General features: G+C 29.5%; 24 protein-coding genes, 1 tRNA gene and 1 other annotated feature. Of the genes, 23 read left to right on the top strand and 2 right to left on the bottom strand.

Annotated elements, in window-relative coordinates; all coding sequences use genetic code 11:
* Positions 1-22: 22 nt before the first annotated feature.
* The 5 genes from ACLR9T_RS04870 to ACLR9T_RS04850 all read left to right on the top strand — a co-directional run bounded on the left by ACLR9T_RS04870 (position 23) and on the right by ACLR9T_RS04850 (position 3608).
* A complete protein-coding gene (locus ACLR9T_RS04870) occupies positions 23-1180 on the top strand; it encodes a M15 family metallopeptidase (protein WP_413108411.1) in 1158 nt (385 codons plus the stop codon).
* A 4-nt stretch (positions 1181-1184) separates the two neighbouring features.
* Positions 1185-1970, top strand: coding sequence for a glutamate racemase (gene murI / locus ACLR9T_RS04865; RefSeq protein ID WP_413108410.1), 786 nt, complete (start codon positions 1185-1187; stop codon positions 1968-1970).
* A 79-nt stretch (positions 1971-2049) separates the two neighbouring features.
* A complete protein-coding gene (locus ACLR9T_RS04860) occupies positions 2050-2964 on the top strand; it encodes a hypothetical protein (protein ID WP_413108409.1) in 915 nt (304 codons plus the stop codon).
* A 46-nt stretch (positions 2965-3010) separates the two neighbouring features.
* Positions 3011-3475 carry a metallophosphoesterase family protein gene (locus ACLR9T_RS04855; protein ID WP_413108408.1) on the top strand — a complete coding sequence of 155 codons (465 nt, stop codon included), beginning with the start codon at positions 3011-3013 and terminating at the stop codon, positions 3473-3475.
* 56 nt (positions 3476-3531) lie between these two features.
* A tRNA-Arg gene (locus tag ACLR9T_RS04850) sits at positions 3532-3608 on the top strand.
* A gap of 368 nt (positions 3609-3976) precedes the next feature.
* Here ACLR9T_RS04850 and ACLR9T_RS04845 read toward each other — a convergent pair.
* A complete protein-coding gene (locus ACLR9T_RS04845) occupies positions 3977-5164 on the bottom strand; it encodes an AraC family transcriptional regulator (RefSeq protein ID WP_413108407.1) in 1188 nt (395 codons plus the stop codon).
* 108 nt (positions 5165-5272) lie between these two features.
* Positions 5273-6277, bottom strand: a complete 1005-nt coding sequence (locus ACLR9T_RS04840) for a YeiH family protein (RefSeq protein WP_413108406.1) — start codon at positions 6275-6277, stop codon at positions 5273-5275.
* A gap of 109 nt (positions 6278-6386) precedes the next feature.
* Between ACLR9T_RS04840 and ACLR9T_RS04835 the strand changes: the two genes are divergently transcribed.
* The 18 genes from ACLR9T_RS04835 (at position 6387) to minD (ending at position 22601) form a co-directional block, all read left to right on the top strand.
* On the top strand, positions 6387-7271 hold the full coding sequence (locus ACLR9T_RS04835) for a LysR substrate-binding domain-containing protein (protein ID WP_413108405.1): 885 nt from the start codon (positions 6387-6389) through the stop codon (positions 7269-7271).
* A gap of 68 nt (positions 7272-7339) precedes the next feature.
* On the top strand, positions 7340-7477 hold the full coding sequence (locus ACLR9T_RS04830) for a hypothetical protein (RefSeq protein WP_413108404.1): 138 nt from the start codon (positions 7340-7342) through the stop codon (positions 7475-7477).
* Between the two features lie 38 nt (positions 7478-7515).
* Positions 7516-8439 carry a hypothetical protein gene (locus ACLR9T_RS04825; RefSeq protein WP_413108403.1) on the top strand — a complete coding sequence of 308 codons (924 nt, stop codon included), beginning with the start codon at positions 7516-7518 and terminating at the stop codon, positions 8437-8439.
* Positions 8440-8532: 93 nt separating this feature from the next.
* The gene (tig, locus tag ACLR9T_RS04820) at positions 8533-9816 is read left to right on the top strand and encodes a trigger factor (RefSeq protein WP_413108402.1); all 1284 of its coding nucleotides are present in this window, start codon (positions 8533-8535) and stop codon (positions 9814-9816) included.
* 52 nt (positions 9817-9868) lie between these two features.
* A complete protein-coding gene (lon, locus tag ACLR9T_RS04815) occupies positions 9869-12187 on the top strand; it encodes an endopeptidase La (RefSeq protein ID WP_413108401.1) in 2319 nt (772 codons plus the stop codon).
* 59 nt (positions 12188-12246) lie between these two features.
* Positions 12247-12846, top strand: a complete 600-nt coding sequence (yihA, locus tag ACLR9T_RS04810; protein ID WP_413108400.1) for a ribosome biogenesis GTP-binding protein YihA/YsxC — start codon at positions 12247-12249, stop codon at positions 12844-12846.
* Positions 12847-12909: 63 nt separating this feature from the next.
* Positions 12910-13821 (top strand): LysM peptidoglycan-binding domain-containing protein, encoded by a 912-nt coding sequence (locus ACLR9T_RS04805; protein ID WP_413108399.1) that lies wholly within the window; start codon positions 12910-12912, stop codon positions 13819-13821.
* Positions 13808-14728 (top strand): hypothetical protein, encoded by a 921-nt coding sequence (locus tag ACLR9T_RS04800; protein ID WP_413108398.1) that lies wholly within the window; start codon positions 13808-13810, stop codon positions 14726-14728. Before ACLR9T_RS04805 ends, ACLR9T_RS04800 begins: the two co-directional genes overlap by 14 nt.
* Before the next feature lie 22 nt (positions 14729-14750).
* Positions 14751-14952, top strand: a binding site (T-box leader).
* A gap of 31 nt (positions 14953-14983) precedes the next feature.
* A complete protein-coding gene (locus ACLR9T_RS04795) occupies positions 14984-15622 on the top strand; it encodes a hypothetical protein (RefSeq protein ID WP_413108397.1) in 639 nt (212 codons plus the stop codon).
* Positions 15615-18236, top strand: coding sequence for a valine--tRNA ligase (locus tag ACLR9T_RS04790; RefSeq protein ID WP_413108396.1), 2622 nt, complete (start codon positions 15615-15617; stop codon positions 18234-18236). Before ACLR9T_RS04795 ends, ACLR9T_RS04790 begins: the two co-directional genes overlap by 8 nt.
* 174 nt (positions 18237-18410) lie before the next feature.
* Positions 18411-18569 carry a hypothetical protein gene (locus tag ACLR9T_RS04785; RefSeq protein ID WP_413108395.1) on the top strand — a complete coding sequence of 53 codons (159 nt, stop codon included), beginning with the start codon at positions 18411-18413 and terminating at the stop codon, positions 18567-18569.
* Between the two features lies 1 nt (position 18570).
* A complete protein-coding gene (locus ACLR9T_RS04780) occupies positions 18571-18714 on the top strand; it encodes a hypothetical protein (protein ID WP_413108394.1) in 144 nt (47 codons plus the stop codon).
* 64 nt (positions 18715-18778) lie between these two features.
* Positions 18779-19165: an SPOR domain-containing protein gene (locus ACLR9T_RS04775; RefSeq protein ID WP_413108393.1), complete on the top strand. Its 387-nt coding sequence runs from the start codon at positions 18779-18781 to the stop codon at positions 19163-19165.
* Positions 19162-19839: a RadC family protein gene (radC, locus tag ACLR9T_RS04770; RefSeq protein WP_413108392.1), complete on the top strand. Its 678-nt coding sequence runs from the start codon at positions 19162-19164 to the stop codon at positions 19837-19839. The genes ACLR9T_RS04775 and radC overlap by 4 nt, the downstream gene beginning before the upstream one ends.
* A 59-nt stretch (positions 19840-19898) precedes the next feature.
* The gene (gene mreC / locus ACLR9T_RS04765) at positions 19899-20753 is read left to right on the top strand and encodes a rod shape-determining protein MreC (RefSeq protein ID WP_413108391.1); all 855 of its coding nucleotides are present in this window, start codon (positions 19899-19901) and stop codon (positions 20751-20753) included.
* Complete coding sequence (locus ACLR9T_RS04760) at positions 20746-21279, top strand: hypothetical protein (RefSeq protein ID WP_413108390.1); 534 nt, start codon at positions 20746-20748, stop codon at positions 21277-21279. Before mreC ends, ACLR9T_RS04760 begins: the two co-directional genes overlap by 8 nt.
* On the top strand, positions 21254-21829 hold the full coding sequence (locus ACLR9T_RS04755; protein ID WP_413108389.1) for a septum site-determining protein MinC: 576 nt from the start codon (positions 21254-21256) through the stop codon (positions 21827-21829). The genes ACLR9T_RS04760 and ACLR9T_RS04755 overlap by 26 nt, the downstream gene beginning before the upstream one ends.
* Positions 21822-22601 (top strand): septum site-determining protein MinD, encoded by a 780-nt coding sequence (gene minD / locus ACLR9T_RS04750; RefSeq protein ID WP_413108388.1) that lies wholly within the window; start codon positions 21822-21824, stop codon positions 22599-22601. The genes ACLR9T_RS04755 and minD overlap by 8 nt, the downstream gene beginning before the upstream one ends.
* The last annotated feature ends 1 nt before the right edge of the window (position 22602 follow it).

Here is a 22602-nt window from a genome sequence, read left to right as displayed (position 1 = left end):
TATAATGGAACAAGGTGATACTATGAAATTAAAAAGATGGCATTTATATTTTATTGTAACTTTGTGTTTTATTATGGCGTTTGTTGCAATCAATCGTAAATATGATCGTTTTTATCGAGTTAATGGAATAAATAATGATAATCGAGCATTGATTGAAATGTATTTAGATGATGATGAACAGGATTATTTAGTTGAAAATGCAATAGCAGTAGATAAATTTATTAAATATATTGAATACCCTGAATTTAAGTTAGAATATTATGAATTTTATAATGCTTTGGATAGAACAAAGAAATATCCTGATTATAATGAGTTGATCAATGTAGGTAATCAATTAGTAAGTAAATTAGATGAGTCGTTTGCAGGTACTGCTTTATCTAAATGTAATACATTAATAAAAAATGATTTGGTTAGTGCGTATATTAACCAGGGAGATTTTAATTTTGATAACATTGAATATTATCAATTGCTTCGCTCAATGTATGATGATGGTGATTATACATATGTCAGTGATACTAATAATTATTTAGAGATAATGAAAGAATATGATGGTTTAGGTGAGAAAAAACTGTATCCTGCATTTAAGCAGTTAAGTAGTAATTTCACCAAAACTTCATTAGCAACACTTTTTAATCATGAATTACAACCAAATGCTAAAAGAATTTATAATCCTAGTGAATTGTCACTAGTTGTTAATAATGAGACGTATATCGGTGGTTATGAGCCAAAAAATCAAGTTGTTGCAGTAGGGATGCCTAGAGTTAGGCATTCGATGTATCTTGAAGAAGAAACATATAATAATTTAATGGATATGTATCGGGCATGTTATGATGCAGGTTATCCAAATATGATCTTGACAGCAGCGTTTGTTAGTTATGATGTTGCTTCATTAGAAGATAGAGGAGTTGTTCCTGGGTATAATGAATATCAGTTAGGTACCACTGTAAATCTTCAAAAAAGTGAAATAAGTATTGCAGATTTTAATCAAACAGATATTTATCAATGGTTGATCAATCATTGTCATGAGTATGGTTTTATTTTACGATATCCAGCTGATAAAGTAATGGTAACAGGGCATGAGTATAGTCCAACAACATTTAGATATGTTGGTAAAGATATTGCTGCAAAATTACATGAACAGAATTTAGCTTTGGAAGAATATAAGGCAGATAAGGAGTAATTAGATGGAAAGAGCGATAGGGATATTTGATTCAGGTGTAGGTGGCTTAACAGTGTTAAATTCGATTAGGTCATTATTACCTAATGAAAATATAATTTATATCGGGGATAACTATCATTGTCCATATGGTGAGAAAACCCCAGAGCAGTTATTTGAATATGCAAGTGGTATAGTTGAATATTTTATTGAACAAAATGTTAAAATGATTGTTCTGGCATGTAATACTACAAGTTCAACAGTACTAGAAAAGTTGCAATTAGTATATCCTCAAATAATTATTGTTGGTGTAATAGATGCAACTGTAGAAGATTTTATAACCCGAAAGGTAGATAATACATTAGTTATTGCAACTTCCGCAACTATTAAATCAAAAAAATATCCAGATACAATCAAACAAATCAATCCAAAGATTAAAACATATTCATTAGCTACACCTAAATTAGTTCCTCTAATAGAATCAGGAATGCATAAAGAGGGAATTTATGAAGTTCTGCATGAATACCTTGATAATTATCTTGATAAAGTTCAATCTATCATTTTAGGATGTACGCACTATCCAATTTTAAAAGAACAAATTAAACGTGTTTTGCCTAATATAGAATATATCTCTAGTAGTGAAGCAATTAGTAAAAATGTTAAAGATTTTTTAGTTAATAATAATCTTTTAAATGTTAATCCTAATAATTATATAAAAATCTATACAACTGGAGAAACGGAAGAATTTAGATATTCTTCTTCAGGTTTTTTTGATTATACAGGATTAAAAGTAGAACATATAGTTATAAAATAAAAGATATTTGCAGTTGTAAATATCTTTTATTTTGGTATTTTCGGTTTTTTATCTCATATAATAATACTGGGGTGATTTAATGAAAAAGAAATTACTAACAGGAATTTTGATTTGTGCTAGTTTAGTTATTTGTTTTATTTGTATAAAACAAGACAATAATAAAAAAGATACTAAACAGCCACAAGTTAAAACAAATTATCAGACAGTTGTTTTTAGAGATGACAATGATACATTAATACCAATTGAAGTAGATTTGAGCCAAGAATTAGAAGATGATACAAAGTATCGTAATATGATCGAGGTTATGAAGTCAAAAGACTATGAATATTTAGGATTACATCCGATTTTAGATTCAAATCTTCAAGTTAATGCAATGGCAATCAATGATAAATCGTTGACATTTGATTTTAGTGATAATTTATATGTGAATAATAATCAAGAAGCATTAGATATTTTTGAAATGTTATCTTATGTTTTTTGTGTAGGTGAGATTGAAAAAGTAAATATAAAAATTGATGGTAATGATATTAGTGAATTACCTAATAGTACTGTACCCGTTAGTTGTATTACAAATCGTTTAGGAATTAATAATTTTGAATCTTCAACTAATTATTTGTATAAAACAACTCCAGTAGTTGTTTATAATACTCAGACAATTAATAATCAAGAATATTATGTTCCAGTAACAAAGCGTGTAGAAACTACAGATAGTGATATTGATACTAAGGTTTCAATCATGCTAAAACAGATGGAGTATGAACAGCCATTATCATTAGTACAACAGTGTTCTTTAAATGAAGGAACTTTACAGATTCATTTAGCAAGTAATATCTTAAATGATAATGAATCAATAGATAATACTCTTTATAATCGGATTGTAAAATCTGCAAGTCATTTAGAGGATGTTGAAAAGGTTTCATTATTTATTGATGATCAAGAAATAGCTCCTGTTGAAGATGTAAATGGTGAGGTTGATAATCGTATTAAAATATAATTTCAATTTAATCAATAATTGTGTATAATAGTTATTGGTGATAGAAATGAAAAAAATAGTGGTAATATCGGATAATCATGGGCAGCAAAGTATGCTTGATAAAATTAGAAAAATTGAATCAGATGGTGATTATTTTGTTCATTGTGGTGATAGTGAAGCTTTAGAAGAACGGTTAAAAGGGTGGATCTGTGTTCGAGGTAACAATGACTGGATTGCGCGATTGCAAGATGAAATAGTTTTTGAAGTTGAAGGTGTGAATTTTTTAGTTACTCATGGTCATCGTTATGGGTATATAAATCGTGAGGAGATAATGATTAATGATTTATTGAGACATGGTTGTGATGTTTTATTATCTGGGCATACACATGTTCCTCAATGTGATGAAATTGACGGTTTCTATTTAATTAATCCTGGCTCAACAACGTTACCACGACGGGGGAGTAAGAAGTCTTATTGTGTTATTTTTGTTGACCAAGGGCAAATCAGGGCTGAATTTAAAGAAATAATATAAAAATACTTGCACATCTCTTTTGGATATGTTATTCTATATAGGCAGTCGAAAGAGAGGTCTACGTAGCTCAGCTGGATAGAGCACACGCCTTCTAAGCGTGCGGTCAGGGGTTCGAATCCCTTCGTGGACGCCATTAAAAAAACAACCTTGATATTGTCAAGGTTTTTTATTTAGATAAAAATATGGAGTTGAATTTATAGAATAATTGCGATCTTATTTGCAAGAGTATTATTGTATTTAGAATAAATGATTATAAAAATGTTAAGTGTCTAGTTAAAATGGAATATTTCTTATAATTTTATTAGAGAAATGATTCCTCTTCTTGATGGAGCAATAACTATGGCTGGAATACAATATATATATCCAGAATTAAAAGTAATAATAATTTCTCGATTAAAAGTGTAGAGCAATTAAATAATTTTTAATAATAAATCTTTGTTAAATAGAGCTTCTAATTGTGAATAACATGTGAAATAAGATTAATAAATTAAAAATGGCGAATTATTTTTCGCCATTTTGTCGTGATAAAGATTCTTGTTGATGATATACAAGTTTAGAATATTCACTTGGAGTAAGATTAAAGCGTTGTTTAAAAGCTCTTGAAAAATAGTGGATAGAACTAAAACCAAGCATATATGCAATTTCAGTAACAGTGTATTTATTTTCAAGCAGTAATTCTTTACTACGATTTAATTTTAAATCAGTTATATAGTGTTTTGGAGTTTTGTTAACATTGGTCTTAAAAAGAGTTTGTAATGAACTGCGGGAAATTGAAAAATTATGGGTTATATCTTCAATTGATAAAGGCATATTGATATTTTCATCAATATATTTTGCGATTTGTTTAAATAAATCATAACGATATTCTTGGATATTTGGTGTTTTAGGTGCATCTTTTTGAAGCTGACTATCTTGTAATAAATGAATTATGCTTTCTTGGAGATAACATAGCATCAATGTTTGTGAATAAATATTTTGTTTATCACTTGTTAATGATAATTTATTTAATAGATTATGAAGGTTATCATTTAGATGAAATACTGTATTTAATAATTTTGAATCATCATTGATATCCATTTCGAAAAGAATTGTTAGATATGAACAAGTTTGATTATCACCAACTTTTTGTTGATGAAATTGATTCGGTCCATAAATCATTAGATCATCAGCACGTAAAGTATACCAGGTATCTTCAACATAACATTCTAAACTGCCATGATCAATGTATGTAAGTTCATAAAAATTATGTTGTTCGCCTCTAAAATAATAATCTGGTTTTTTAATATTGTAATAACATCCAACAATCTGAGGAATTGATAAAACTGGGACGATTGGTCGATAAATATAGGGTTTCATAAGATTTAAAGCAATAAATTTAGCATCATGAGGAATGATTAATTTGACTGTTTGTTTCTTATTTTGAGGGACGATATTAAAATATTGAAATGGTTTGATAATTAAGTTAAGACGAATAGAAAATAAATCAAATTGATGCAGATCTTTACTAACGACAATATTTGCGAAGTCAGCTGATTCAACTCGTATCTCTTTATCACAGTAAAACATTGTTGTTAATAGATGACTAGAAATAGAAATCTCTTTATAAATATATTTACTTTTATGATTGAAAGCTTCGTTATAAACTGAACCGTATTTTTGAAATTGTATATTTGTTGTTTTGCAAAGCATATGTCCACTCCTTTTAATGATATAGTTGTATTTTATAACAAACACTAATAAAAATAAAACAAAATAATAAAAAAAACTTATATAAATAAAATGACGGCATGACCGTCATTAAAATAAGCCTAATAAAACCTGCATTAACAAACATACTCCAGTGATTGCTACCCAGCAGCTAAATCCTAATAAAATAGGTTTACCACCACTCTTTACTAATTTAACGATATTGGTATTTAATCCAATTGCGCTCATTGCCATTATAATAAAGAATTTACTTAAATCTTTGATTGGAGCGGTAATAGTACTTGATAAATTAAAAACAGTTGTAATTATAGATGCTAAAACAAAGAATAAAATAAAATATGGAAAAATCTTTTTTAAATTTACTTTACTATTACTTTTTTCTTCATCACGAGTTCGTTTGAATGCTAAAACTAAGGTAATTGGAATAATTGCTAAAGTTCTTGTAAGTTTGACAATAGTAGCTTGATCTAACGTATTGCTGCCATGAATTCCGTCCCAGGCAGTAGCTGTAGCAGTAACTGAAGATGTATCATTAACAGCACTTCCAGCAAATAAACCAAAACCATCATTTGATAAACCTAGAACACCACCTAAGGTAGGGAAAATCAAAGCTGCTAAAATATTAAAAAGAAAAATTACTGAAATAGCTTGGGCGATTTCTTCATCATCAGCTTCAATAACTGGTGCTGTAGCTGCAATAGCTGAACCACCACAGATAGAAGAACCAACTCCAATTAGGGTAGCTATTTTTGAAGGAATTTTTAAAAGCTTACACAAAACATAAGCGACAACTAGAGATGTTGTAATAGTAGATATAATAATTGGTAGCGATGAGCTGCCGATTTTTAAAATATCTTTTAAATTCATCCCAAAACCTAATAAGATTACAGCATATTGTAAGATTTTTTTTGAAGTATAAGTTATTCCATTTTGAATCTTACTTTTGTCCTTGAGAAAATGAGTGATAATCATTCCCATGATGATTGCAAAAACGGGTCCTCCAATCAATGGGAATAATTTCCCTAGATAATAAGCTGGTAAAGAAATTGCTAAACATAAAATGATGCCTAAAGCATTAGTTTTAATTTTATTCATATGTATCCCCCTTCTAATCGATGTTATTATACATGATTAAAACAATAAATAAAAATTATATATATTTATATAATGATAAAATTATGTTATGATTGATGAGGGTGATAAAATGTTAGATTTTCGAGTTGATACTTTTTTAGCTGTTTGTAAATTTATGAATTTTACTAAAGCTAGTCAATATTTAAATATTACCCAGCCAGCTGTCTCTAATCATATTCGTTATCTTGAAAATTATTATAATATTAAATTATTTTATTATTTAGGAAAAAAGATGCAATTGACAAATGAGGCAAAAATATTATTAGAATATGCAACTACATTAAAACATGATGATATATTTTTAAAAAAGAGATTTCAGGATATGAAGATGAAACAGGAATTGATTTTCGGAGCTACTTTGACAGTAGGTGAATATATGATGCCAAATGTAATTGATCATTTTTTAAATAAGGAAAATAATGTAATTATAAAGATGAAAGTTGCAAATACTAAAGAGTTATTGAATTATATGAATGAAGGAAAGATTGATTTTGCTTTAGTAGAAGGATATTTTAATAAGTTGGAGTATGATTATTTATATTATTGTCAAGAGTTATTTATTTGTGTTGGTTCAAATCAATTTGAAATCGATGCTGTTGATGACATGTCTGTGTTATTTAATTATAATTTGATTATTCGTGAAGAGGGATCAGGCTCTAGGGAAATAATAGAACAATATTTAAGTGACCAGAATCTAAGTATTAATGATTTTAATAATTTAATTGAGATAAGTAATATTAATACAATAAAACAATTGGTTAGTAATAATCATGGAATTACTTTTATGTATCGTGTTGCGGTTGAAGAGGAATTAAAGGCAGGGTTATTAAAAGAAATAAAAATTGCTGGTTTGTCAATTAAACATGATATTAATTTTGTATGGCGGAAAAATAGTGTTTTTGCAGATTATTATCGACAATTATTTAATCAGTATTTTGAATTTAGACAATCTTAAAAATATAGTTATTTTCAATTGCAAAATAATATAGGATTGTTATAATAGTGTGTTGAGGAGTGATGATTATGCCTTTAACAGATGATGATTTTTTTAAAGATAGTAAATTAGAGCTTTATAACGAAGTAATTGAAAGTTTACATGCTCAAGAAGATAGTGATGATGATATTGATTATCAATTTGATTTAGAAGAAGATGAAAAGTAAATGATGTATCATTGATACATCATTTTTAAGGAGAATGTATGATTGAAGAATATATTACAAATAGTCAATTTCAAGATGCTTTAGATTTGCTTACTGATTTAGAGGATGAAACAGTTCGATATCAAAGACTGGTTTGTTTATATGGTTTGGGTGAATACCATAGAGCTAAAGCAGAAGGAATACTGGCTAAAGTAAAGGCTAGTAATACATATTATGACGTTGTAAGTATTTATGTAGCGACATTAAAAGAATTAGAGGAATTTGAAGAAGCAATTGATATTGTAGTTGAAGAATTATCAATGCCATATATTCCTTATGAATATGAAACAGTCTTTAATGCAGCTCATGATGAATTATTATTAGCTAAAAGAGAAGCTAATGAAGGGATGGAACGACATAATAATGCATTTAGCTTAGAAGATATGGAAAATATCTTGATGAAAGATATTTTAAATGAAGATCTTTTATATATGGCAATTGAACAAATGGAAGGAATTAATATTCGTCGCCTTTTACCAGCGATTAGAATCTTTTTAAAAGATAGTAGTAAACCAAGTTTTGCAAAAAGCTTACTAATTGAATTGATGATCGATCAAGAAATCGATGAGGATATGATATTAGTTAAAAATGGGATTGAATATGATATTAATCCTAGTTATGCACCGTTAGTATTAAATCAAGAAGTTGGTGGGACTCTTTTAGAATTGTTGAGTGAAGGAATTGAAGATGAAAACCCGTCTCTATTTTGTCTTTGTGAACAGTTTTTAAATTATTATCTATATTTAATCTATCCTAAATATATAGATGAATATGATTATCGTTCACTTGCAGCAGCTATACATTATCATTTGGCTTCAATGCAGTATATTGATTTAGAGATAGATGATATAGAACTGCTTTATAATTGTGATAAAGAAGAAATTTTAGAAAAATTAAATGAAATTAAACAAATTGAATATTAAACTCACAAAAATTGGGATATTAATGTTCAAAAAAGTTGAATTAATGATATTGTTAGTATATAATACGTGATGAAACTAAAGAAGGAGAATAGTATGAAAATTGATAATAAAAAATTAGAAAATGCCATTGTTGAATTAACAGTAGCATTTGATGTAGATGAATGGAAAGAAACTCAAAAAAAAGCATTAAACAAATTAGCTAAAAAAGTTAAAATTGATGGTTTTAGACCAGGTAAGGCACCTATTGCTATGGTTAAAGCAAGAGTGTCTAAAGGTAGTATCTTAGAAGAAGCTACTGATATGATCTTACAAGCAAACTTTGTTAAAATCTTAAATGATGCTGAAGTTGAACCATTAGCACAACCAGCTTTAAGTGTTAATAAAGTAAGTGAAGAAGAATTAGAAGTAAGAATCTTAGTTCCTGTAAAACCTGAAGTTGAGCTTGGTGAATATAAAGGATTAGAAGTTAAGAAAACACGTGTAACAGTAACAAAAAAAGAAATCGAAGAACAATTAACAAATTATCAAAGTCAATTTGCTGAATTATCAGTAAAAGAAGATGGAAAAGTTGCTAATGGTGACACTGCTGTGATCGATTTTGAAGGATTTGTTGATGGTGTTGCTTTTGAAGGTGGAAAGGGTGAAAATTATCCATTAGAAATTGGTAGTGGATCATTTATCCCAGGTTTTGAAGAGCAATTAGTTGGTATGGGTGTTGATAAAGAAGAAGAAATTAAAGTTACATTCCCAGAAGATTATGGAGCTGCAGATTTAGCTGGAAAAGAAGCTGTTTTTAAAGTAACTGTACATGAAATCAAAGAAAAACATTTACCTGAAATCGATGATGAATTAGCTAAAGATGTTAATATTGATGGTGTAGAAACTTTAGAACAATTAAAGGATCATATCAAAGCTAATATCAAAACTCGTAAAGAAAATGAAAATGAACAAAAATTCATGGATGATATCTATAGTGCATTGATTGCAAATTCAAAGGTTGAAACTAGTGAAGCTTTATTAAAAGAAGAACAAGAAATGATGTTACAAGAAATTGAACAAAATTTACAAAGACAAGGTTTGAACTTTGAAGTATATGAACAATTTACTGGTAAGAATAAAGATGCAATTAAGGAGGATATTAAACCTCAAGCTGAACAACGAGTTAAGATAAATGCTATTCTTACTGCCATTATCGAAGAAGAAAAATTAGTTGTTAGTGATGAAGAATTAGAAGCTGAATTACAAACAATTGCAGAGTATTATAAAAAAGAGTTAGATGAAGTTAAGAAAATTTTCGAAGGAAATATGAGCCGAATCGAAAATGATTTATTAACTCGTAAAGCTATTGAATTAGTAAAAGATAACTTAAAGAAATAATAAAAGGCGCTCATGCGTCTTTTTAGTAAAATAGAAAATAGGAGGAATTAAAGTGAACGAACAAACTGTATTAACTTTACCGGTAGTTTGTACTAGGGGCATGATTGTTTTCCCGGAAAACAAATTGACATTAGATGTTGGACGTCCTGTGAGTTTAAAAGCACTTGAGTTAAGTACTAGAGAGCATGATAACAATATAATCTTTGTCTCTCAAATCAATCCCTTAGTGGATAATCCTTCTTTTGATGATGTGTATCATATTGGTACGATTTGTAAAATTGATCGTAAAGTACGCCGTGATAGTTCTGGTACAATTAAATTAACTGTAATAGGTGCAAAAAGAATTAAATTAGAAAATTTTATTGAAAAAGAAGGTACTATTTATTCTACAGCCACAGTTCTTGAAGATGAATCTGGTGATCGTAATGAAGAAATAGCTTTAGTTCGTAAAACTACTTCATATTTTGAGCAGGCAAAAAGAAGTATGCCTAACATGCCATTAGATTCTATCAATCGCCTAACTAGCGGAGTGTCTGCGAGTATTTTAGCTGATACGATTGGGCAGTATCTACCGATTGATTTTAAACAAAAACAACAAATTTTAGAGACAGTAAATATTAATGAACGATTATTATTAGTTGCTAGTTCAATTGAATCTGAAAAAGTAATCGGTGAGATTGAAGAGACGATAAATCGTAAAGTACGTGAAAGTATTGATGAAAATCAACGTGAGTATTATTTACGCGAAAAATTAAGAGCGATAAAAGAAGAACTAGGTGATAGTGTGCCTAAAGAGGATGATGCTGAATCTATTCGTGAGGAGTTAGAAAATAATCCTTATCCTCAATATGTCAGAGATAAGATTGAAGAAGAATTAAGACGTTTTGAAACAATGCCTGCGGCTTCATCAGAAGCGAATGTTGTTAGAACATATATTGATTGGATGTTAAAAGTACCTTGGTATCAAGAAACTAAAGATGTAGAGAATATCCAGAAAGTTGAGGATGTTTTAAATACTGATCATTATGGTTTAGAAAAAGTTAAAGAAAGAATTGTAGAACATTTAGCTGTAAAACAAATGACTAAAAATCTTAAAGCTCCAATTATTTGTTTAGCTGGGCCACCAGGGGTTGGGAAAACTTCTCTTGCTAAAAGCATTGCTAGAGCATTAGATCGTAAATTTGTTAAAGCGTCATTAGGAGGCGTTAAAGACGAAGCTGAAGTTAGAGGACATCGTCGTACTTATTTAGGGTCTATGCCAGGGAGAATTATCCAAAGTATGAAAAAAGCTGGGGTTGTTAATCCAGTCTTCTTGTTAGATGAAATTGATAAGATGTCAAGTGATTATAAAGGTGATCCGACTAGTGCAATGTTAGAAGTGCTTGATCCTGAGCAAAATAGTCAATTTTCTGATAACTATTTAGAAGAACCTTATGATTTATCTAAAGTACTGTTTATTGCAACAGCTAATGATTTAGGAAATATTCCAGCACCACTAAGAGATCGTTTAGAAATAATTGAACTTTCTTCATATACAGAACAAGAGAAACTAATGATTGCTAAAAATCATTTAATAAAAAAACAATTAGAGTTACATGGTTTAAATTCTGAGCAGTTAATTTTTGAAGATGATGCAATAATGACTATTATTCGTCATTATACTCGTGAAGCTGGGGTACGTGATTTAGAAAGGTTAATTGCTAAAGTGTGTCGTAAAGCAGTTTTAGTTATTTTAAAAGGAAAAGAAAAGAAAATCGTTGTGACTCCAGAACTTGAACAGTATCTTGGTAAGGCACCATTTGAACATACTAAGAAATTGGATCATAGTCAAATTGGAGTTGTAACAGGAATGGCTTATACACAATTTGGTGGAGACATTTTACCGATTGAGGTAAATCATTTCCAAGGTTCAGGTAAATTTATAATTACAGGTCAATTAGGTGATGTAATGAAAGAATCAGCTTCTATTGCCCTTGATTATATGAAAGCAAATAAAGATAAATATGGTCTTGATAAAATTGCTTTTGATAAAGAAGATATTCATATTCATGTACCTGAAGGAGCAGTTAAAAAAGATGGTCCTAGTGCGGGGGTAACCTTAACAACAGCAATCTATTCAGCATTTAAAAATAAACCTGTACGCAATGATGTTGCAATGACAGGTGAAATTACATTAAGAGGTAATGTGCTTCCAATCGGAGGGTTAAAAGAAAAATCTATATCTGCCCACCGTTCAGGAATTAAAAAGATTATTATTCCTAAAGATAATGCAAAAGATATTGATGATATCCCAAAATCAGTACAAGATGATTTGGAAATTGTTTTAGCTGATCATATTGATACAGTTTTAGAACATGCATTAGTTAAATAAAAGGGTTAAAAAACAACCCTTTTTTCATATCTTGTGGTACAATGAAAGAGGTGATAAAAATGGTAAAAATCAAAAAAGCAGAATATGTACTTTCTGCAGCTTGGAAAAGTCAATGGCCTGAAGAAAATTATCCTGAGATGTGTCTTGCGGGTCGGAGTAATGTAGGGAAAAGTAGTTTTATAAATGCAATGTTAAATCGTAATGGTTTAGCTAAGGTTTCTGGTACTCCAGGGAAAACAAGAACATTAAATTTCTTTAATGTTAATGATGCTTTATATTTTGTAGATGTTCCTGGTTATGGATATGCAAAGGTAAATGATAATATTACAAAACAATTTGGTAAAACAATGGATGAATATATTACATTACGTTCAACATTGAGAGGTTTTATCTTATTAATGGATTATCGTCATAAACCAACTAAAGATGATGTGCTGATGTATGAATTTGTTAAACATCATGATGTTCCTGTTTTGGTAGTGGCAACTAAGGAAGATAAGCTTAAAAGAAATGATCTAAAGAAAAATGAAAAGATAATTAAAGATACATTAGGATTTCATCCTGAAGATAAATTTATTCGTTTTTCAAGTTTAAAGAAAACAGGAATAGAAGATGCTTGGAATTTTATTTATGAATTATGTGATATTGATTTTAATTAGACAGCTTGACTGTCTTTTTTCATATTTTAGTTTTTTTTGCATATAGTTTGGTGGGAGGTAATTATGCAAAAGATATATTTTGAAAAGTGGGTTGATTTAAATCATCAGTTAAAAGAGCTATTATCTTTATCAGTTGATGAGTCGATTAATTACAAGATCGAAAGTGTTGGGGTTAGAGCAATAGGAAGTTTGATCGTTAAAGGAGAGTATAACGAAGGTAAGAATTTTGAAGAAAATATTGAAATGGATGTTTTAGCTACTTTTGATAAGATTGTAGATCAACGAGATTTTAATATTAAAGTTGAAGATTTTGATTATTTTGTTAAGGATGGAAATGTACAGATTAAAATTGAAGTTGGGATTCATGGGGTAGTTGAAGGTGAAGATCGTTATGTAAGAGACGATAGTTTTGCAAATGAGGATACTTTAGAAGAAATTGAAAATCTAATTCGAGATGATAAACCAGTTGCAACACCAGTAAAAGAAGCTGTTAGAGAGGTAGAAGCAGTTGAAGAAAGTAAACCAGTTGTTGAAGTAAAACCAGTTAAACAGCCTGAGGTAGTAAAAAGAGTAGAAGCTATTGAAAAACCTCGACCAGCTTATCAGGAAATCGTAGTTGAAAATAGTGCAACGATCGTTCCTGAAGTTAAGGCTAAAGAAGTTACTGCATCAAAGGCAGTATCATCAAAAGAAACAGTAATAACAAAGGAGGCAATGGTGGCAAAAGAAGCAGCAGTGGCTAAGGAAATCAGTGAGCAGTTGCAAGAAAAAGTTTATCAAAGCAAATCACGACCAATCTTTCAAGATACTAGTGATAGTGTAGGTACTTATTATTTATACATTGTAAAAGAAAATGATAGTTATAGTGATGTGGCTACTCGTTACAGTGTGGACGAAAATGTAATTCGAGACTATAACCAGGATAAAGTATTGGAACCTGGCAGTGTTTTAATTATCCCATATGTATGTCAATAAGGTAATTAAAGAAGCCTATTCACTAGAGGTTATAGGCTATATAAAGGTATCTAAAAAAGTTTATAAAGTTAAATGTAAAGAAGGTTTTTTTTGCTTAAAGTTTGTAGAAGATAATAGTATTACTGTTGTATGGGATCATATTGAAAGTTTACACTTAAAGTGTTTTTTACCAATTATTAAAAATTCTCGTCAACAAATATTGACAACTAGTGAAGGTAAGACTTTTTATCTCAGTCCTTGGTTAGCAAATGATAATGTAATTATTAAAGAGTTAAAGTTAAAGTTTTATTATGAATGTCTTGCTTATCTTCATACAACTTCGTTTTTTAATTATAGTGTTTCTAAAAGTTTTTTTAAACGTCAAATTGAAGATATTGAAAAGATTATTTGTGAACGGAAATTATATTATGATGAATTGATGAAAAATTTTGAAACGTTATCATATCGTAGTCCTACTGGATGGATGTTTGTTTTAAACTATCATCGAATAGAATGTTGTTTAAATAATGCTTTAGAGTTATTGGATTGTTATCAGAATTATGTCTGTAATTTAGATACAATAAGGTTATGTTTAACTTATAATAATTTTAATTATAATCATATTATGATGAAAGAAAGTAAATTGATTTCAATTGATTATATCAAAATTAATTTATGTATTTATGATATTTATAATATGTATCAAAAAATACCAGAGCTTATTTTTGATTTTGATGTGATTTTAGATAGTTATTTTTGTAAATTAAAGTTATTAAAAGAAGAAAGATTATTGTTACAGTGTTTATTACATGTTGTTCCAATTATTAAATTAGATCATGATGAAATAAATAATATTATTATGATGTCAAGGCTGTTATATTATTTAGACTCTATTTCTTCGTTAAATAAAAAGCTTTCAATTGACTAGTAGTTAGGATTTTGTTAGAATGAATTTAGCGATGATTAGGAGGAGTAAATCTAGATGCTTGATAGAGAGTCCCTTAAGGTGGAAATGGGATAAGATAATAGATTGAAGGTAGCCTAGGAGCATGTTTATTGAAAGTAGTAGGTAGACACGTATAACTGCGTTAAAGTTTTGAGGCATAGATTATTATGCAAAGTAAGGTGGTACCACGAGCATTCGTCCTTATGACGGTGCTTTTTTTATTTTAAGGAGGAAAATATGGAAGGTTCAATTATTTGGATATTTTTTGCAGGAGCTTGTATTTTCTGGTTGTATTTTGCTAATGGAAAAATGAAGACCCAACAGAAACAACGAATTGAATATGAGGAGAATTTAGTCAAGTATCGTAATTTTACAAGGAAGATGTTTGATGAAACCCCTGATGATAAACTGACACAAGCGGTAATGTTTCATATTATGGCAAAAGAAGATAAATTGTATGAAGGGGAAGAAATTAAAGGTAGTTTAAAAGATGTTTTAACTCATGGAGAGTTATTGATTTATACGATTTATCAGGTTGAAGCTTCAATGAAAGGAAACCAGGGTTCAATCCATACTTTTTTTATTCAAGAGCCTTATTGTACATATCGTCCTTATGTTAAAGAAGCGTTTGAAGCTATTGGTTGTCATGATGTTGTAGAATTGATGGAAGCTGCTGAAAGGTTAGCAGTAATGATTGAAAAAGATGAGGATACAGAAATAGATGATGACAGTGATTATGGTAAATACAATTTTGCTGATTTTACTAATGAATTAATGCCGATGTTTAAGTCATTGGATATTGTATCGAAAACAGGAAAATATATTAGAGAGAATAAAAATGATTTTATTGATATGGAGGTAAAGACAGATGAGTAAACAATTAGAACCAAAATATAATCACCATAAGGTTGAGGAAGGGAAATATCGGCATTGGATCGATAAAAAATATTTTGAAGCTGGTGATACTAGTAAAAAACCTTATGCAATAGTAATTCCCCCTCCCAATGTAACTGGAAAATTACATTTAGGACATGCTTGGGATACAACTTTACAAGATATGATCATTCGTTATAAAAGAATGCAGGGATATGATGCGTTATGGTTACCAGGAATGGATCATGCTGGTATTGCAACACAGGCTAAAGTAGAAGCTAGAATGCGCGAAGAAGGTATTTCGCGTTATGATCTGGGACGTGAAGGTTTCTTAGAAAAAGCCTGGTCTTGGAAGGAAGAATATGCTTCAATTATTCGTTCCCAGTGGGAAAAATTAGGCTTATCATTGGATTATTCTAAAGAGCGTTTTACTTTGGATGATGGTTTGAGTGATGCAGTTAAGGAAGTATTTGTTAAGTTATATAATGAAGGTTTGATTTATCAAGGAAAAAGAATTATTAACTGGGATCCAGTTCAAAGAACAGCTTTAAGTAATATTGAAGTAATACATAAAGAAATTGAAGGAGCGATGTATTATTTTAAATATCAAATCGTCGATAGCGATGAACAATTAATTATTGCAACAACTCGTCCAGAAACGATGTTTGCCGATCAAGCGATTTTTGTTCATCCTGATGATGAAAGATATACACATTTAATTGGAAAAAAAGCTATTAATCCAGCTAATGGTGAACCCTTACCAATAATGGCTGATAGTTATATCGATATGTCGTTTGGAACAGCAGTAATGAAATGTACACCTGCTCATGATCCTAATGACTTTGCTTTAGCAAAAAAATATAACTTGGAAATGCCAATTTGTATGAATGATGATGGTACAATGAATGAAATGGCTCATAAGTATCAAGGAATGGACCGTTTTGAATGTCGTAAAGCATTAGTAGCTGATTTCGAAGCAGCTGGAGTAGTTGATCATATTGAAAAGCATCTACACCAAGTAGGTCATTCAGAAAGAAGTAATGCAATCGTTGAACCGTATTTATCAAAACAATGGTTTGTTAAAATGGAACCACTTGCTAAAGCAGCTTTAGAAAATCAATTAAAAGATTCAAAAGTAAACTTTGTACCTGAACGATTTGAAAAAACATTTAATCAGTGGATGGAAAATATTGAAGACTGGTGTATATCACGACAATTATGGTGGGGACATCAAGTACCAGCCTGGTATCACAAAGTTACGGGAGAAGTTTATGTAGGTAAAACAGCTCCAGAAGATATTGAAAATTGGAAACAAGATGAAGATGTCTTAGATACTTGGTTTTCTAGTGCTCTTTGGCCGTTTTCAACTTTAGGATGGCCTAATGTCGACAGTGAGTTATTCAAGCGATATTTTCCTACTAATACCCTTGTAACTGGATATGATATTATTTTCTTCTGGGTAAGCAGAATGATTTTCCAATCATTACATTTTACTGATCAAAGACCATTTGAACATGTTTTAATTCATGGGTTAATTCGTGATGAGCAAGGTAGAAAGATGTCTAAATCATTAGGTAACGGTGTCGATCCAATGGATGTTATTGATAAATATGGTGCAGATACTTTACGTTTCTTTTTAACAACTAATTCAGCACCAGGAATGGATCTTCGTTATATCCCAGAAAAATTAGAAGCTTCATGGAATTTTATTAATAAAATTTGGAATAGTGCTCGTTTTGTTTTAATGAATATTGATGATGAGATGAAATATGAAGATCTATCGTTTGAAAATTTAAATCTTTGTGATAAATGGATCTTAAATCGTTTAAATGAAGTTATTCGTGAAGTTGATATTAATATGGATAAATTTGAGTTTGTTAATGTAGGTAGCGAATTATATAAATTTATTTGGGATGATTTCTGTTCTTGGTATATCGAGCTTACAAAGGTTCATTTAAATAGTGATAATGATGAAGAAAAACAAGCTAGTTTAAATACTTTAGTTTATGTTTTGAATGCAATTGTTAAAATGCTGCATCCATTCATGCCATTTGTAACAGAAGAAATTTTTCAGGCAATCCCTCATTTAGAAGAATCTATATGTATTGCTTCTTGGCCAGAAGTTAATGCTGATTTTACAGATGAAGAGATTAATGATCAATTTATATATTTAATTGATATTGTAAAAGGAATTCGTGAAATTAGAACACAGTATACGATTAAGAATGCAATTGAAGTACCATATCTAATCAATACTAAAAACAATGAGCTTGAGGGATTATTAGATAAATGTTTACCATACATAAAGAAATTATGTAATGCTATATGCTCAGGTTATAATCTTACTGCTGATGGTGAAGTGGCAAATATTACGATTAAAGGTGGTAATTCGTTACTTGTAGAATTAGGTGATTATATTGATAAAGATGCTGAAAAAGAAAAATTATTGGCACAGTTGAAAAAACTTGAAGGTGAAATCAAACGTTGTCAAAATATGCTTTCTAATGAAAAATTCACATCTAAAGCCCCTAAAGAAAAGGTTGAATTAGAAAAGAATAAACTGATTGATTATCAATCTAAATATGATGCTGTAAAAGAAAAAATTGAATTGATGTAATAATTAAGCTATTGATATTATCAATAGCTTTTTATATATAATATGTAATTAGTTATATAGAGTTATTTAAATTAAAATTAATGTTTTATCAAGTAAAATTAATAATTATATAGTAAATAATAGTGAGAGGTTTAGTGGATGTGTGGCCTAAAATATAAGAGGAGGAAATGAAAGATGAATGAATTACAATTATGTAGTCAGATGCAAATTTCTGGTGGTGGATTTACGACAGTATTCTTTTGTGTAGTTATGGGGGCAGCGGTTTATAAGATGGTTAAGTCAACGGCTGGACGGCTATCTATTCCAAGGATTATTTCAATTGAGTGGCGATAGAATGAGGGAGTTGCCTGTTTCATCACAAATGCAAGTTGGTGGTGGTTTTGTGATTCCGTTTGTTGTTTCAGTAATAGCTGTTGCAACAGCGGTTAATGTTGCAAGATTATTTAAAGGACATTATTCAATTACACGACATCGTTAATATGAAAGGCTAAAAGCCTTTCATATTTTATAATTATTTGCATATTCTTTATTGGAGGTAGAATATGAAGATAATTAGATTTATTGTAGTGTTAGCTGTAGCGTTATCAATATTGTTTGGGGGATTCTATTTAAAGTTTTTTTCATCAATTGGAAGTAATATTAATGCTTACATAGTACAGATTGGAATTTATAAACAGGAAGAAAACGCAAATGAGATGATTAAAAAATTAACTGATTTACAACAACCGAATTATAAATATCAAAAAGATAATAATTTTGTTGTTATTACAGGTGTGTTTTTAAATGAAGAGGAGGCTAAAAAAATGGGAAATAGTATTAGTGAAAAGGGAATAACTTGTGTTATTAAACAAGTTAAATTTGCTAATGACTTTAAAGAAGTTATTGAACAGCAAAACTATGAAGCAATAATAAAAGAGTTAAGTTCATGAAGATAAAAAATTATCCTCAAGAAGAACGACCACGTGAAAAGGCTTATCATTTTGGAATAGAAAGTTTAAATAATGTTGAACTGTTAGCTTTGATTTTAAGAACTGGTAGTAGACAAGAGTCAGTTTTGGAATTGGCTCAACGAATTATTAATGAAGTTGGTGGTCTGAATTATTTAAAGGATATTACTTATCATCAGCTTGTTTTAATTAATGGAATTAAAAAAGCTAAAGCAATTGAAATATTAGCAGTAATTGAACTTACTAAAAGATTAAAAAATACTCAAATAATGATGACGGTTATTAAAGAACCTAAAGATGGTTATATGTTGGTTAAAGATAAATTAATGTTTGAACAACAAGAACGTGTAATTATTCTTTGTTTAAATTCAAGATTAGAAGTAATGAAGGAAAAGACAGTATTTATAGGCAGTAATAATATCTCTATTATTAGTGGGCGGGAGATATTTAAAGAAGCTTTGATTTGTGGCAGCAGTCGAATCATGATCATTCATAATCATCATTCTGGTAATCCAGCTCCTTCATTACAGGATATTGAAACGACTGAAAAGTTATACAAAATGGCAGATGAATTAGAGATAGAAATAGTTGATCATTTGATAATTGGGAGAAATAAATTTTATAGTTTTGCATCAAAAGAGATCATTGAAGTTTAAAGTTAATTGATTATTTTATATTAATGCCTTATAATGGAATGGACGTGTGAGGTGATAATTTGAATAATCGAAAAAAACAACGAAATAGAAGAATTATTTTGATAATTACGGTTGCTATCATTGTTTTTTCAAGTATTTCCTTAATATTTTCTAGAACACAATGGGGAATTGAAAGAATGATCAGTGATTCAATAGCCGTGGTAGAGTATTATGTAATAAAAAAACCTATAGAATTTGTGAGTAATTTGTTTAGTGAATATAATGAATTAAAAGATGTATATAATGAAAACAAGATCTTAAGAGCTAAATTAGCAGCATATGCAAGTGTAGAGGTTAATACAGATGTATTATCTAACGAAATTGAAGACTTGAAAAAAATCACAAAGCTAGATCACTTACCTACCGAATATAATGTAAAGACAGCTACAGTAATTGCTCGTGATGCTAGCAGCTGGACTAATGAGATAACAATTGATTTAGGAAGTATGGCAGGAGTAAGTAAAGATATGGTTGTTGTTGCTTCTAAAGGAATGGTAGGAAAGGTAACATCAGTTACTGAAGTTAGTGCTACTGTACAATTATTGACAACTGAAAAACCGGTATCTGATTTACCTGTTCAAATTATAAATGGTGATCAGAATATTTATGGTTTGTTAAAGCGTTATGATGTTGAAAGTAAATGTTATGAGGTTACATTGTTAAGCAATGTTGATAAATTAGAAGATAATGCTAAAGTTATTACTTCTGGATTAGGTGGTGATCAAAAAGCACCAAAAGGAATATATATTGGTACTTTTGAGGGAATTGATTCTTCTAGTGATGGAATGACAAAAACACTTAAGGTTAAGCCGGCGGAAGATTTTAGTGATTTAAGTTATGTATCAGTAGTATTTAGAGGAAATGTCGATGAATAAGAAATTATATCGATATTATTTGGTGATGGCTTTAAGTTTTATGGTTGATAGTGTAATCAATTATTATATCCCGTTTAATTTTGATAAATCAGGAATTACAATTATTCCCTGTATTGGTTTAATGATGTTTACATTATTGAATAATACGATTGGTGATGAGCATCGTTATATTTTTGCAACAGTTACTGGATTGTATTATGCAGTTGTTTATGCTAATAGTTTATTAATTTATGTTTTATTATATTGTTTGTATGCTTTTTTAGGGAAAAGATATACAAAATTAGCTACTTTTACCCTTTTAGAAATGTTTATTACTGTAATTGTGACAATAATCGTGCAAGAGATTGTGTTATATTGGTTGGTGTGGATAACTAATATAACGCAGCTTTCAATTGCGACATTTGCAATAAATCGTCTGCTACCAACAGTAGCAGTTAATATGTTTTTGATTGCTCCGATATATTTTATTCATAAGAAATTAGGATTCGAGGGAAAAGTCAATGCATATCAAAGTAAAAGGGGTTAGTGGTCATCTAGTTTTTGTTTTTGATGATAGTCAAGAATTTAATAGTTTAATGAGTGAGTTAGAAAGCCTTTTAGAGTCTCCATTACTTAAAAGTGATGGTTATTTTCCAAGGGCTTTTTTTGACTTTAAAAGTCGAATTTTGAGTGTTCATGAACTATCAAAATTATTAGATTTATTATTTGAAAAACAAGTTTTATTATTTGATGGTATTAATATGATAAAAAAAGAACAAAAAAATGATATTAAAGTCATTAAAAAGACAATTCATTCAGGTGAAGTATTAGAGATAGATCAAGATACATTAATAATTGGACAGATAAATCCAGGCGCGATTGTACGATTTAGTGGAAAATTATATGTGATGGGTCGTGTAAGTGGCTTTGTTGAGGGGGTTAACGCAAGATCAAGAATTAGTGGTCAGTGTTTTAAAAATGCTCATATTAGAATTAATGGAGTTTCTCGACAAAGTTATACAAGTTCTGAGCTTACAATGCTTTATTATAAAGACAATGAAATATTCTTAGATAAGGGGGACATGATTTATGTCTAGAGTTATTGTAGTTACTTCTGGTAAAGGCGGGGTAGGTAAAAGTAGTATAAGTGTTAATTTAGCTAGTGCCCTAGCATTTTCTAAGTTTAAGGTTTGTTTAATTGATGGTGATTTTGGTCTTAAAAATCTTGATGTCATGATGGGTTTGGAAAACAGGGTCGTTTATGATTTAAATGATGTTGTTGAGGGTCGTTGTACGATTGAACAAGTATTGGTAAAAGATAAGAGGATAGCTGGTTTGAGTTTATTGCCATCTTGTAAGTCATTATCATTTGAAAATTTAGATACTGAAATAATGAATTCCTTAATCGAAAGATTAAACAAAGATTTTGATTTTATTATTGTGGATAGTCCTGCTGGAGTCGAAAAAGGATTTGAATATTCTGCTTCATTAGCTAGTGAAGCAATTGTAGTAGTAAATCTTGATGTTTCATCTTTGCGAGATGCAGATCGTGTAGTTGGATTATTGATGAAAAAAGGAATTAATACGATTAATATGATTATTAACAAGGTAAATGTTGATGATATTGAAAGTTCACGTTCACTAACAATTAATGATGCTAAAGAAATATTATCATTACCATTACTTGGGATCGTATATGATAGCCATGATATGATTGAAGCTAATAATCGTGGTGTACCGATTTTTTTGGATGAACATCATTTGTTACATAATTGTTTTATTAATATATCTAAACGTTTGTTAGGACATCAGGTGCCGTATTTAAAATATAAAAAGAAGAGTTTAATTCGTCGATTTTTTTACTCATAAA

It is taken from the genome of Thomasclavelia sp. (assembly GCF_047249845.1).
Lineage (GTDB): Bacteria > Bacillota_I > Bacilli_A > Erysipelotrichales > Coprobacillaceae > Thomasclavelia.
Note: the sequence above shows the minus strand (reverse complement) of the source record. Positions and strands in the feature narration are given on the sequence as shown.

What these genes read in the sequence shown, in the direction of transcription:
- ACLR9T_RS04775 (WP_413108393.1), top strand. Translation starts at nt 18,779, where the DNA reads ATGAAGATAATTAGATTTATTGTAGTGTTAGCTGTAGCGTTATCAATA.
- ACLR9T_RS04790 (WP_413108396.1), top strand. Translation starts at nt 15,615, where the DNA reads ATGAGTAAACAATTAGAACCAAAATATAATCACCATAAGGTTGAGGAA.
- ACLR9T_RS04840 (WP_413108406.1), bottom strand. Translation starts at nt 6,277, where the DNA reads ATGAATAAAATTAAAACTAATGCTTTAGGCATCATTTTATGTTTAGCA.
- ACLR9T_RS04795 (WP_413108397.1), top strand. Translation starts at nt 14,984, where the DNA reads ATGGAAGGTTCAATTATTTGGATATTTTTTGCAGGAGCTTGTATTTTC.
- ACLR9T_RS04830 (WP_413108404.1), top strand. Translation starts at nt 7,340, where the DNA reads ATGCCTTTAACAGATGATGATTTTTTTAAAGATAGTAAATTAGAGCTT.
- ACLR9T_RS04845 (WP_413108407.1), bottom strand. Translation starts at nt 5,164, where the DNA reads ATGCTTTGCAAAACAACAAATATACAATTTCAAAAATACGGTTCAGTT.
- radC (WP_413108392.1), top strand. Translation starts at nt 19,162, where the DNA reads ATGAAGATAAAAAATTATCCTCAAGAAGAACGACCACGTGAAAAGGCT.
- ACLR9T_RS04780 (WP_413108394.1), top strand. Translation starts at nt 18,571, where the DNA reads ATGAGGGAGTTGCCTGTTTCATCACAAATGCAAGTTGGTGGTGGTTTT.
- ACLR9T_RS04755 (WP_413108389.1), top strand. Translation starts at nt 21,254, where the DNA reads ATGCATATCAAAGTAAAAGGGGTTAGTGGTCATCTAGTTTTTGTTTTT.
- ACLR9T_RS04825 (WP_413108403.1), top strand. Translation starts at nt 7,516, where the DNA reads ATGATTGAAGAATATATTACAAATAGTCAATTTCAAGATGCTTTAGAT.
- ACLR9T_RS04860 (WP_413108409.1), top strand. Translation starts at nt 2,050, where the DNA reads ATGAAAAAGAAATTACTAACAGGAATTTTGATTTGTGCTAGTTTAGTT.
- tig (WP_413108402.1), top strand. Translation starts at nt 8,533, where the DNA reads ATGAAAATTGATAATAAAAAATTAGAAAATGCCATTGTTGAATTAACA.
- ACLR9T_RS04805 (WP_413108399.1), top strand. Translation starts at nt 12,910, where the DNA reads ATGCAAAAGATATATTTTGAAAAGTGGGTTGATTTAAATCATCAGTTA.
- ACLR9T_RS04855 (WP_413108408.1), top strand. Translation starts at nt 3,011, where the DNA reads ATGAAAAAAATAGTGGTAATATCGGATAATCATGGGCAGCAAAGTATG.
- yihA (WP_413108400.1), top strand. Translation starts at nt 12,247, where the DNA reads ATGGTAAAAATCAAAAAAGCAGAATATGTACTTTCTGCAGCTTGGAAA.
- ACLR9T_RS04870 (WP_413108411.1), top strand. Translation starts at nt 23, where the DNA reads ATGAAATTAAAAAGATGGCATTTATATTTTATTGTAACTTTGTGTTTT.
- minD (WP_413108388.1), top strand. Translation starts at nt 21,822, where the DNA reads ATGTCTAGAGTTATTGTAGTTACTTCTGGTAAAGGCGGGGTAGGTAAA.
- ACLR9T_RS04800 (WP_413108398.1), top strand. Translation starts at nt 13,808, where the DNA reads ATGTATGTCAATAAGGTAATTAAAGAAGCCTATTCACTAGAGGTTATA.
- ACLR9T_RS04785 (WP_413108395.1), top strand. Translation starts at nt 18,411, where the DNA reads ATGAATGAATTACAATTATGTAGTCAGATGCAAATTTCTGGTGGTGGA.
- ACLR9T_RS04760 (WP_413108390.1), top strand. Translation starts at nt 20,746, where the DNA reads ATGAATAAGAAATTATATCGATATTATTTGGTGATGGCTTTAAGTTTT.
- ACLR9T_RS04835 (WP_413108405.1), top strand. Translation starts at nt 6,387, where the DNA reads ATGTTAGATTTTCGAGTTGATACTTTTTTAGCTGTTTGTAAATTTATG.
- murI (WP_413108410.1), top strand. Translation starts at nt 1,185, where the DNA reads ATGGAAAGAGCGATAGGGATATTTGATTCAGGTGTAGGTGGCTTAACA.